At 34.1% G+C, this 10,842-nt stretch carries 15 protein-coding genes; 10 read left to right on the top strand and 5 right to left on the bottom strand.

Features of this window, described 5'->3' with window-relative positions:
* Positions 1 to 95: 95 nt before the first annotated feature.
* Positions 96 to 281 carry a YhzD family protein gene (locus ACEWK1_RS25780; RefSeq protein ID WP_121664616.1) on the bottom strand — a complete coding sequence of 62 codons (186 nt, stop codon included), beginning with the start codon at positions 279 to 281 and terminating at the stop codon, positions 96 to 98.
* Positions 282 to 634: 353 nt separating this feature from the next.
* Here ACEWK1_RS25780 and ACEWK1_RS25775 point away from each other — a divergent pair, with 353 nt between their 5' ends.
* The 4 genes from ACEWK1_RS25775 (at position 635) to ACEWK1_RS25760 (ending at position 6,286) form a co-directional block, all read left to right on the top strand.
* Positions 635 to 1,873 carry a metallophosphoesterase family protein gene (locus tag ACEWK1_RS25775; protein WP_212136065.1) on the top strand — a complete coding sequence of 413 codons (1,239 nt, stop codon included), beginning with the start codon at positions 635 to 637 and terminating at the stop codon, positions 1,871 to 1,873.
* Positions 1,874 to 1,883: 10 nt separating this feature from the next.
* Complete coding sequence (locus tag ACEWK1_RS25770) at positions 1,884 to 4,871, top strand: ATP-binding protein (RefSeq protein ID WP_212136066.1); 2,988 nt, start codon at positions 1,884 to 1,886, stop codon at positions 4,869 to 4,871.
* A 165-nt stretch (positions 4,872 to 5,036) separates the two neighbouring features.
* Entirely contained in the window at positions 5,037 to 5,981 is a 945-nt protein-coding gene (yhaM, locus tag ACEWK1_RS25765) for a 3'-5' exoribonuclease YhaM (RefSeq protein WP_121664619.1), read from the top strand.
* 86 nt (positions 5,982 to 6,067) lie between these two features.
* Positions 6,068 to 6,286 carry a sporulation YhaL family protein gene (locus tag ACEWK1_RS25760; RefSeq protein ID WP_121664620.1) on the top strand — a complete coding sequence of 73 codons (219 nt, stop codon included), beginning with the start codon at positions 6,068 to 6,070 and terminating at the stop codon, positions 6,284 to 6,286.
* Between the two features lie 61 nt (positions 6,287 to 6,347).
* Here the strand turns inward: ACEWK1_RS25760 and ACEWK1_RS25755 are convergent, their stop codons facing one another.
* Positions 6,348 to 7,229 carry a peptidylprolyl isomerase gene (locus ACEWK1_RS25755; RefSeq protein WP_121664621.1) on the bottom strand — a complete coding sequence of 294 codons (882 nt, stop codon included), beginning with the start codon at positions 7,227 to 7,229 and terminating at the stop codon, positions 6,348 to 6,350.
* A 350-nt stretch (positions 7,230 to 7,579) separates the two neighbouring features.
* On the opposite strand from ACEWK1_RS25755, the gene ACEWK1_RS25750 reads away from it, so the two are divergent.
* The 5 genes from ACEWK1_RS25750 (at position 7,580) to ACEWK1_RS25730 (ending at position 8,397) form a co-directional block, all read left to right on the top strand.
* Complete coding sequence (locus tag ACEWK1_RS25750) at positions 7,580 to 7,663, top strand: YjcZ family sporulation protein (RefSeq protein WP_098795287.1); 84 nt, start codon at positions 7,580 to 7,582, stop codon at positions 7,661 to 7,663.
* 103 nt (positions 7,664 to 7,766) lie between these two features.
* The gene (locus tag ACEWK1_RS25745; protein WP_098795289.1) at positions 7,767 to 7,850 is read left to right on the top strand and encodes a YjcZ family sporulation protein; all 84 of its coding nucleotides are present in this window, start codon (positions 7,767 to 7,769) and stop codon (positions 7,848 to 7,850) included.
* A 124-nt stretch (positions 7,851 to 7,974) separates the two neighbouring features.
* Positions 7,975 to 8,058: a YjcZ family sporulation protein gene (locus ACEWK1_RS25740; RefSeq protein WP_121664622.1), complete on the top strand. Its 84-nt coding sequence runs from the start codon at positions 7,975 to 7,977 to the stop codon at positions 8,056 to 8,058.
* 118 nt (positions 8,059 to 8,176) lie between these two features.
* The gene (locus ACEWK1_RS25735) at positions 8,177 to 8,260 is read left to right on the top strand and encodes a YjcZ family sporulation protein (RefSeq protein WP_098795290.1); all 84 of its coding nucleotides are present in this window, start codon (positions 8,177 to 8,179) and stop codon (positions 8,258 to 8,260) included.
* A 53-nt stretch (positions 8,261 to 8,313) separates the two neighbouring features.
* Complete coding sequence (locus ACEWK1_RS25730) at positions 8,314 to 8,397, top strand: YjcZ family sporulation protein (RefSeq protein WP_098795291.1); 84 nt, start codon at positions 8,314 to 8,316, stop codon at positions 8,395 to 8,397.
* Between the two features lie 206 nt (positions 8,398 to 8,603).
* Here the strand turns inward: ACEWK1_RS25730 and ACEWK1_RS25725 are convergent, their stop codons facing one another.
* Together ACEWK1_RS25725 and ACEWK1_RS25720 are read right to left on the bottom strand one after the other, a co-directional pair.
* Positions 8,604 to 8,783, bottom strand: coding sequence for a hypothetical protein (locus ACEWK1_RS25725; RefSeq protein WP_098795292.1), 180 nt, complete (start codon positions 8,781 to 8,783; stop codon positions 8,604 to 8,606).
* A 220-nt stretch (positions 8,784 to 9,003) separates the two neighbouring features.
* The gene (locus ACEWK1_RS25720) at positions 9,004 to 9,543 is read right to left on the bottom strand and encodes a DUF3267 domain-containing protein (protein ID WP_416636784.1); all 540 of its coding nucleotides are present in this window, start codon (positions 9,541 to 9,543) and stop codon (positions 9,004 to 9,006) included.
* Positions 9,544 to 9,780: 237 nt separating this feature from the next.
* Here ACEWK1_RS25720 and ACEWK1_RS25715 point away from each other — a divergent pair, with 237 nt between their 5' ends.
* A complete protein-coding gene (locus ACEWK1_RS25715) occupies positions 9,781 to 10,110 on the top strand; it encodes a DUF1878 family protein (RefSeq protein WP_416636783.1) in 330 nt (109 codons plus the stop codon).
* A 10-nt stretch (positions 10,111 to 10,120) separates the two neighbouring features.
* Here ACEWK1_RS25715 and ACEWK1_RS25710 read toward each other — a convergent pair whose 3' ends face one another.
* Positions 10,121 to 10,705 (bottom strand): HTH-type transcriptional regulator Hpr, encoded by a 585-nt coding sequence (locus ACEWK1_RS25710; RefSeq protein WP_121664625.1) that lies wholly within the window; start codon positions 10,703 to 10,705, stop codon positions 10,121 to 10,123.
* Between the last annotated feature and the right edge of the window lie 137 nt (positions 10,706 to 10,842).

The following is a 10,842-nucleotide window of genomic DNA, read 5'->3' as shown; positions in this document are numbered from 1 at the left end:
TTATCAACGATTCCTGATGGTTTATCTTCGATTAGACAAAAAACGACAAACTATCACATTAAAAAGGAACTGCCTCACTATGGCAGTTCCTTAATTTATCTTCCAAATAACACGAGCTTCCCGGCTGCAGATGTACAGCGGTGTGTTTTATCTGTATAATTTTGTTCTTCTAATTTACGTTGTCCAATTTCTTTTGCCTCATTTTCAGATTGTGCTTCAAAGCTCTCATCTAAAAGTTTTTCCCCATTTTTTTCAAAAACCGTTAAATAGTAAGTCCCCATCTTCATTTCCTCCCCTTGTTGTAAACATTATAATTATATGATTCTTACTTCTATTATACTTTTCCTGCAGGAATATGAAACATTCTTTTACCAAGATGGAAGGTTGGAGGATGCTGGTACGAGTTTACTTTCGGGGCTAGAGTCTATAATGCTAGTAGTGTTCTTTTTACCTTTTTTAAGATAAGGATCTTGTGATTCTTAAAAATGCTTCTGTTTTTCTCATACATAGGAGAACGATAAGTTACACATACGTAAAATTAATCATCACAGAACGTGCATTCGTATTTTGGAGATGATACTATATAAGTAGGGAATATTAATTGTTTACGTGGTTTATAAAGGATGGGACAAATATGAGTTCAATCAAGTTTATACATGCTGCTGATCTCCATTTGGACAGCCCGTTTATCGGATTAAAGCATATGCCTTCAAATCTTTTTGAAAGAGTGAGAGAAAGTACATTCTTAGCTTTTTCTAGAATGATATCACTTGCGATTGAAAGAGAAGTGGATTTTCTATTACTTTCAGGTGATTTGTACGATGAAGATGAGAGAAGTTTAAAGGCGCAGTTAAAGCTAAAAAGAGAATTTGAACGATTAGAACAAGCGGGAATCCAAGTTTACATTATACATGGAAATCATGATCATATGAGTGGAAAGTGGATTGATCTGAAGTGGCCTGAAAATGTTCATGTTTTTTCAAGTCATTCGGTTGAAATGAAGGAATATCGTAAAAAAGACATACCGCTCGCCTATATTTATGGTTATAGTTATCCAACCCGATCTCTACAGGAAAATATAACCTCTCAATATATAAAAAAGGAAAATCCTTCTGTGTATCATATAGGTATGCTGCATGGGTCGATAGAGGGAAGTCAAGAGCATGATGTGTATTGTCCGTTTAAGCTTCATGAGCTAATTGAGAAAGAATTTAACTATTGGGCTCTAGGGCACATTCATAAGCGTCAGATTTTATATGAAAATCATCAAGTGATTGCTTATTCAGGGAACATTCAAGGACGACATCGTAAGGAAACTGGAGAAAAGGGCTGTTATGTAGTTGAATTGGAAGAAGGAGTAACGAAAAGTACGTTTGTTTCTACTGAAGAAATCTTGTGGGAAGACGTTGAAATATCAATTGATGGACTTCTTCACTTTTCTGAATTACTGATTAAATGTGAGACAGCCATTGAATCCATTCAAAAGAAAGCTCAGCCAACATGTTTAACAATCACTTTAACAGGGGCAGGTTCTTTAGCTGATACTCTGCAGCAACAGGACATTGCCCATGATATTATAGATATTTTTAATGAACGTGCGGAGGAGCAGGAAAACTTTGTTTGGATTGTGAAACTTACTAATAAAACATATAAAAAGAGGATTGATACTTCTAAGCTTTCCACTTTCTATACTGATTTGCAAAAAACAGTAGACGATTATCATTCATTTGAAGAAGTGATAAACCCACTTATTAAGCACCCAGTATATCGGAAATATTTTCAAGATTACACCTTAGAAGAACAAAAGCAGCTACTGAAGGAAGCGGAGAAATTATTACAAAACGAACTTTTACAACAAGGTGAAATAAAGTGAGGTGAACACTTTGAAAATTGAAGAATTACATATTTATGGTTACGGTAAATTCGAAAATCAGCATTTTTATTTAGGTAAGTCCAACCTATTTGTATTTTATGGGGAAAATGAAGCCGGCAAATCTACAATTATGTCATTTATACATAGCATTTTATTCGGTTTTCCCACTAAACAACAAGCAGAAAATCGTTATGAGCCTAAACGAGCAACAAGCTATGGGGGTTATTTAATTTTAAGAGGTGAAGAGAACAGGCGACTTAAAATAGAAAGAGTACCAGGGAAATTTGGTGGGCAGGTCACAATTGAGATGGAGGATGGAACAACAAGAGATGAAGAATATTTAGGTGAGTTATTATCTGGATTAGATAAAGAAACGTATCGTTCTATCTTCTCGTTTGATGTTCATGGCCTACAGCAAATTCATAAAATGAGCTCAGATCAAGTTGGGAAATTCTTATTTTTATCAAGCATTTATGGTGCTGATGCATTATTTACGATTGAGGATAAATTAACAAAGCAACAGGAACTCATTTATAAGCCGAATGGTAAGAAGCCAACATTAAATGAAGAGCTAGTGGGATTAAAGGATAGCGCTGCTAAGATGTTAGAAGCTAAAAGAAAAAATAGTGACTACGAGCAATTATTAAAAGCAAAAGAATCCCTTAAGGAAAAGTTATCTCAAGTAGTAGTTGCGAAAAAAGAAAACATGTCTTTACAAAGAGAGTTAGAAAGAATAAAATCTGTTATTCCCCTCATTAAGGAAAGAAACTGGTGTTTAGAACAATTAAAGTCCTTGCCTGACACAGAGCTTTTTCCGGAGGATGCCATTCAGCAGCTAGATCAGTTTAATATGTCTCTTCAGCCACTTGAGGTCAAATTACATTCTTCAAAAAGTAACTATGAGCAAGTGAACAAAGAGCTAGAAGATTTACTAATAAATGAAGCATATATTCAAAATAAAAAAGCTATTCAAGAAGCACGTGAACAATTTGCTCTTTTTGATGAAAAGCAAAAGAAACAATCTCATTTAATAAAGAGAATTGAACAACTACAGTATGAAGTTGAACTTCTTAAACAAAGACTCTATCCTCATTTTAGTGATGAAGAAATATTTGAAATAAATGCAACCATTCCAATGAAGGAAGCAATAAAGAAGATCATACTTGAGGATCAGCAGGTCAAGCAAAGAAAGCAAATGTTGGATGAGCAGTTTGAACAATCAAGAAGTTCAATTGAAGAAACTGAATGGAAAATAAATGAGCTGCGTAAAGAAGAGCTACCTGATGATGAAAGAAAGAACATGGAACAGAAGGTCGAAGAATCTAAGAATGTTAACACGAAGCATCTTCAACAAGAACGAGAGAGACTTTTAAATGAATTAACAAGGCGTAGGAAGGAGCATAAACAGGAGAAAAAGGTAGGAACGATGTTAATTTTTTTCTTAGTGATGCTCTCCCTAATTGGTATGGTATGGTCCTTCATCCAGCAGCATTGGATAATTCTAATTGTTTGTATAGCAATAGGTGTTAGCTTCATTCTTCAAGTAAAAAATAAAAAAACGAAAAAAGATCCACTTCTTCTACATTTAACAATGGAGCTTGAGAAAATTGAAGAGGATTTAAAAAAGGGAATGGCATATGAGTCATCCTCTTCTCAATCATTACCAGAATTAATCCACCTTCTTGATTATGATCAAAAGATAAAACAAACGCTCCACCATGAGCAACTACTTTTTCAACAACAAGAGAGAAACTACGAAAGAATTGTAAAGCAATATGAGGAGTGGGAAAAAACTCAGTTTCAATTAAAACAAAAGCAAGCTCATTTAGCTAAGTTGTTGAAGATTGATGAGCATGCATCATCAGAAGCACTTTTAGAAGCGTTTGAGTTGTTGCAACAACTTCAGCATATTATCCTTGAAAAGAACAAACTTATCGCTGAAGAAAATTTAATAAAACAGGAATTGTTAAAGTATGAACAAATGGTTGACGAGATCATAAAGGCTTGTGATATTGATGGAAACTCCATTGAACAAGCAGTTTATGAGTTGTCTAAGCAGTTGAGCATAGAAGGCACAAAGAAGGAAAAACAAAAACAGTTATTAGAGAAAAGAAGAGAGTTAGATGAAGAACTTCGTGAATATGTTCAAAGCACTACATTTTTAAAACAGCAAAAAGAAGATTTTATCGAACGTAGTGGATGTGAAACAGAAGATGAGTTCCGCAAACAAGCAAAACTGCATGAACAACGAGAGGCAGTACGAAAGCAAAAGCAATGGATTGATAAACAGTTAGCTACAGAAAAAGACATTGATATTGACACACTTTCCAACACAAAAATTGACGATATTGAGGTAAGGTTACAAGAGGTAGAGGAGGAAATAAACGTACTTGAAGCAAGTGAAAGGAAACTCCAACAAGAACAATCCAGCACCCTCATTAAATTAGAAGAGATGGAACAGAGTGGAACGTACTCAAAACTAAGACATTCTTTTGAAAATAAAAAGGCTATTGTTAAAGAGGAAGCAGAAAAATGGATTGTTAGAGCACTTGCTAAAGATTTGCTACACAAAACAGTTCAGAGGCACAGAGAAGAAAAATTACCTGAGTTAATGACATCAATAGCTTACTTTTTTACAAGACTTACATCTAGCATGTATCACAATGTCTATTTACCAAATGATAAGCAGTCGTTTATCGTGGAGCGACATGATGGAACAAAGTTTTTTGCAGAAGAGCTAAGTCAAGCAACCTCGGAACAACTGTATTTATCGATACGACTAGCGATTATAAAAAATATAAACAAGCAAGTGAATTTGCCAATTATTATGGATGATAGCTTTGTTCATTTTGATCATCGCAGAACATCAAACACCATTTCTTTATTAAATGAACTTAAAGAAGAGAATCAAGTGATTTATTTTACATGCCACGAGCATATGGCAAATTCCTATCAGTCTCAGAATATGGTTAACCTATCACAAATAAATGTTAGTTAGTTTGGTTTAAATGAAAGTGTATGGCAGCCGAAAGAATAAAGGAACTATGCTATACTAGCGATACGTATATAAAATGTTGATGTTTAAAAAGAAGCATGGCGATTACAACAATGCCTAAAACGTAAGAAGTAAAAAAAGATGATCCAACCGAGAGGAGCTTTATAAATGGGAAAAGGGATTTTGCATTATGACGTTGGAGAACAAGTTGAAGTACACCTACTAATCAAAACTTCCACTAAAGGAATTGCAAGCAATGGTAAAGCTTTTTTAACGTTAATTTTACAAGACACATCAGGGGAAATAGAAGCAAAGCTTTGGGATGCATCACAGGATGATGAAGTCCTCTATTCCCCGCAAAGCATTGTCAAAGTATTAGGAGATATTCATCATTATCGTGGACGAAATCAGTTGAAAATTCGCAAGATCCGTCCGAAGCATGACGAAGAGCAGATTGAAATTTCAGATCTTCTCGAAACTGCTCCTATAGCAAAAGAAGTGATGAATGAGAAGATTACACAATACATTTTTGAAATGAAAAACTCAAATATCCAGCGTATTACTAGGTATTTATTGAAAAAGCACGGTGCTGCTTTTATTGAATATCCAGCAGCGACAAAAAACCACCACGAGTTTGTATCTGGTCTTGCCTATCATGTTGTTTCAATGCTTGATTTGGCAAAATCAATTGCTACTTTATATCCTAGTCTTGATACGGATCTTCTTTATGCAGGAGTTATTCTACATGATTTAGGAAAGGTGACTGAATTGTCTGGACCAATCAGCACAACTTATACAGTTGAAGGAAATCTTCTAGGTCATATATCCATTATGGTAAATGAAATTGCTAAAGCGGCTGAACACCTTCAAATCGAAGGGGAAGAAGTAGTAGTCCTACAGCACCTCGTTTTAAGTCATCATGGAAAGGCTGAATGGGGTAGTCCAAAACCACCTATGATTAAAGAAGCAGAAATTTTACATTATATTGATAATCTTGATGCAAAAATGAATATGATGGATCGTGCCCTTGAACGAGTTAAGCCAGGGGAATACACAGAAAGAGTATTTGCTCTTGATAACCGTTCCTTTTATAAGCCGACATTTCATAAATAAATAGGCATAAAAACGCTATTTCGTTCATATGCTCCTACAAAAGAGCTTGTTCAAGTGTACAAGTCTTTAAAAGGGGAGGAAGTATAATGTTCGTTATGCCTTGGTGGATTTATTTATGTATTATAGGGATTCTTGTAAGTGGATATATGGCATTTAAAACAGCACGACAAGATAAACAAATTGATGATACGTTCATTGAACAGGAGGGTCAAGTATATCTTGACCGTATTGAACAGGAACGTCAGAAAAAAAGAGATCTGTTAACACAGCAACAGGAGCTACAAGACGATCAAACAGCAAGCTAAGATATTGCTTGCTACAAACAAAGGCTCTCGTCAAAACGACGAGAGCCTTTAATTAGTGGAATTATTCTTTTGTTTCTTCTTCTTTTTCTGCTGGTTCTTCCGTTTCTGCTGCTTTAAAAGTATCCTTTAAGTCTTCATCCTTCACTTCTACATTTGATTCTTTAATTGCTTTGTCTAACGCATTTTGGATTGTATCAGGTTGTTGGATCTTTTGGTTGCGAACTTCTTCTTTTAAGGATTCTTTCATTTCTTCAAGTGGTTTCACTGTTTCTGTTACTTTGATGATGTGAAAACCATAATCTGACTTTACAGGTGCACTTACTTCACCTTCTTTTAATTTAAAGGCTGCATCCTGGAATTCTTGAACCATTGCACCTTCACCAAACCATCCAAGATCTCCACCGTTTTGAGCTGAACCAGGATCTGTAGAATATTCTTTTGCAAGATCTTCAAATGATTCACCCGCATCTAATTTTTCCTTCACTTCTTTTGCCGTTGCTTCATCTGCGACTAAAATATGGCTTGCTCTAATTTGACCTTCCAGTGTATCGTAGTAAGCCTTAATATCTTCATCTGTTACCTCAGCTTCAGCTTCAGCTGCTTTCTTTCTAAGCAGATCCACTTTGACCATTTGTTTTACAACATCTTCACCTTGAGTTTGGACAACACTTTCAAATTGAGCACCGTATTGTGTTTTTAAGTTATCAAATTCAGTTTGAACTTCTTCATCTGTTACTTCATATTTTTCACTTAATACTTTTTCATGAACGAGCTCTGTTAACACATCTGCACCGAAACGAGCCTTCATTGCATCGTAAAATTCGTCCTTCGTAATATTACCAGCTTTTGTTTCTACAACAACTTCAGAGTCAGCATTATTGTTGCAAGCACTTAGTGCAAGTATGCTAGTTGCTGCTGCTAATACAATTGCGATCTTTTTCATCTTTACTACAACTCCTAGTTATGAAATTTAAACAGTATCTAGCTTGCTATGTATTTTAGATAGTACAAGAAATACTATACCATAATGTGACAAGTTCAAAAAGTTTTTTCAGATTAGGAAATCCATGGGAGAATGGTTACCCTTATGTAGCTTCTCCAAATAAGAAGAAAGCTAAAATCATGTAATAAAGAAAACTCATTCTGCTTAAATGAAAATGTTAAGCACTAAAACATAACCTAAGCATGCCTAAAGAAAAAATAAGCTAATTCCTCAAATCTGGGCAAACGTCCAAACAAAAAGCCTGAATTTATATAGGATATAAGTGTAAAGAGAAAAGGAGGTAATTAGTTATGAGCTTTGGTTATTCAAATAGCTTTGCTTTAATCGTTGTGCTGTTCATTCTGTTAATTATCGTTGGAGCTTCTTACCTTTAATTAAAATGAGATGGCCTGAAAGACATAATCACAGGCAACGATCCAACCATTATGAACAAATATGACCTTTATGATAAAGAAAAAGATAAGGGAGGTACTTGTTATGAGCTTTGGTTTTTCAAATAATTTTGCTTTGATTGTAGTACTGTTCATTCTGTTAATCATCATTGGAGCTTCTTATCTTTAATCGACACTATTGAGATGTCTTAATAGACACTAAGATAAAACAATGAGGAAATTGGGCAAACGTCCAATCAACTCAAGTCAAATGACCATAGAATAAAGTATAAAAGATAAGGGAGGATTTCATTATGAGCTTTGGTTATTCAAATAACTTTGCTTTGATTGTAGTACTGTTCATTCTGTTAATCATCATTGGAGCTTCTTATCTTTAAATCTTACAATGTCATTATAAGACATTAAGATAAAATTTGAAGGAATTGGGCAACAGTCCAATCACATGAGTACAAATGACCATATGATACAGGGAAGAGATAAAGGAGGTAATTAATTATGAGCCACGGTTTTACAGGAAACTTTGCTTTGATTGTAGTATTGTTCATCCTATTAATTATTATTGGAGCTTCTTACCTTTAATAAAGTCATATAAATAAAGATTATTTGTATCACCTTGAAAAGGGGGTGTAATAATGAGCGGTGCATATACAGGTGGATTCGCGTTAATCGTTGTATTGTTCATCTTGTTAATCATTGTTGGTGCAGCATGGTTATAAGATAAATCATTAAGAAAAGCTAACAGGTTGTCCCTGTTAGCTTTTTAACTTTTAGATATGTATGATTTTTGTATTTTTCCATAATGAAATTTTGAGCCTCGAGGAAAATAAAGACATGCGTTTTTAAAACACTCATACATAACCTTTGCAGGAATGGAGCATGAGATCATTTTAACCGAGGCTACTAAGAAGATAAAACATATGAATTAGGTATACAGAATTTCAATATATGAAGAGATTAACAAAATGGTAATAAGAACATTTATTGTTCTAAAAACTTTTGTTTGGCGGTCTTCAGGAATCTCACGAACTAAGCATAAAGCATTTGTAAGCTTGTTTATATAAAACAAGATAAAGACTGCAAACAAGATAAAGAAGATTATCATTTTGAGATCCCCCTTCCCTCATTATACATATTAGATTACCAGACTATTGAAGAAAAAGATAGCATTTGACAACTATTACATTTCAAATATATGTAAAGATCACACTGCACAGGAAAGCCCTAGTAGAAAAGACAGGCCCATAGTTGCTCTTATTTTTATAGCCCTAAGTTCAAGCTTTATAACATATAAAAAAGTGACAAGCCAGAGCTTATCACTTTTTCTATTTATTTTGAACAAGAACTTCATAACCATCCTCAAATTCTTCGATAAAACATAGCTTAGGAGCAAAGAGTAGATGTTTTAAAAGGAGAAAATCCGGAACACAAAGTCCAATATGAAATGCCATTGCAATGCTAAAATAATGCATGTAGGTAGGCAAATATATACTCCCAAGTACAAAGAGAATGGAGAATGTGACAAAAGGTGTTAGGAGTGAAGCAATCATTTCATTTTTTTTCATTCCCTGACATGCTTTTAATTGAATTGTCGGGAATAAATGGAAAAGCTTAATCCTCGCTGAAACTCTGCAGCCACAAAGAACTAATGGAATCATGTGGAGCAGTTTATGAAAAGGAGGCATGCTAATTAATAACAGGACAAACATAAGGAAATGTCCGTCTTTGAGATGTACTTTTGAATAAAGAAGATTGATAGGTAAGTAGGTTAAAATAAACGAAAGAATCATCGTTAACAAAGATATTAATATGATTCTGTATAGTCCAATATCTTTTGTAAGATTGATGGTTTTCCAGCAGCTCATCGTCTCACCGTCCACATTTGCTAAATCTAATTACTACAATACTGTACGACGGTGCAAAGAAAAAATCAATATGGAATTTGGAATTGGATAGCTTTTAGATAAAAAGTATCAATTTAGATGTTGGTTCATACTTTCTGTTTAATTTCAATAACAAAAGTATTCGTTAAAACTTTCTTAAAATTCGCTAATACTATAAAATAAAGGACAATAATGTATGTACGAGAAAGAGGGTAACAAATGGATTCTATAGAGAAGCGTTTGGAGACATTGGAATATTATCAAACGTTATTCATTAAAATGCTGGAACCGGAAAAATTTCCTTTTTATCATATGGTGATGAGTAAAGGATTATCTAAGGAAGAAATTGAAGAAATTCATGCAATTTGCAATGAGCTTAGTGCGAACCATAATGAACAAAAAGCGCAAGGGTTAGTGATCTTTACAGACCTCCTTACGCAATTTGCCGGCCAATTAAATGCAAAGCTGGATTTATATGAAACAATCCGTGCTTTGCATAAGCAAAAATTATACAGACCTCTTATGGATGATTTTTTGGAATTAATGTAGTGATCGTTCATTAAGTTGATGAAATTAATTGTTCAGACTTAGACTCTTTTTCTTTTCCTGGGGTATCATTGAATGCATCCTCTATGCTGTGGAATGACTGTTCAAAGATCTCCATAAAGTCTTCGCCGTAGATGTTACGAATAATACACATCATTTCCATCATTTCTGGAAACTTCCCATATAAATTTTGAAGTGGTAAAGCACCTTTTAATACAGAGTTTCTGTCTGGACTAAAGTCTTCTAAAAGCTTTGAAAGTATTTCCTCACCTTGTTTTGTTAGTTTAATATACGTGTTGCGCTTGTCATTGGCTTTTTTGGAAAACTCTAAGTAACCTCTTTCCTCAAGTTTCTTTGAGAAGTTAAAGGCAGTAGATACATGCATAACTCCGAATTTAGCAATCTCTGAAATTGAAGCTCCGTTTAAATGATCGGCAATCCATAAAATATGGTGCTCGTTAATATTTAAATCGTATGGCTTTATCCATTGTTGCCAATCCTTTTCAATTGTTTTCCAAAGTGCTTTACTAAGCTGTGCAACGCGTTGACTAAATAACAAGGCTTCTTTTACTGTAAATTCCCTTTCATTATGTTTCATCAGCCGTCACCCCTGATCTCCCTATTATTATTCTCTATTATGCCAATAAAATAAAGATTAATAAAGATATAAATTTACAAAATTTTTAAAAATTTTTGTAAACCCTTTATTATCAATGGTTTAAGAATAAAAAAAAG

The organism is Metabacillus sp. YM-086, from assembly GCF_048059995.1.
GTDB lineage: Bacteria > Bacillota > Bacilli > Bacillales > Bacillaceae > Metabacillus > Metabacillus litoralis_B.
The sequence above is the reverse complement of the archived record's forward strand: the minus strand, read 5'-3'. Positions and strand labels throughout refer to the sequence as shown.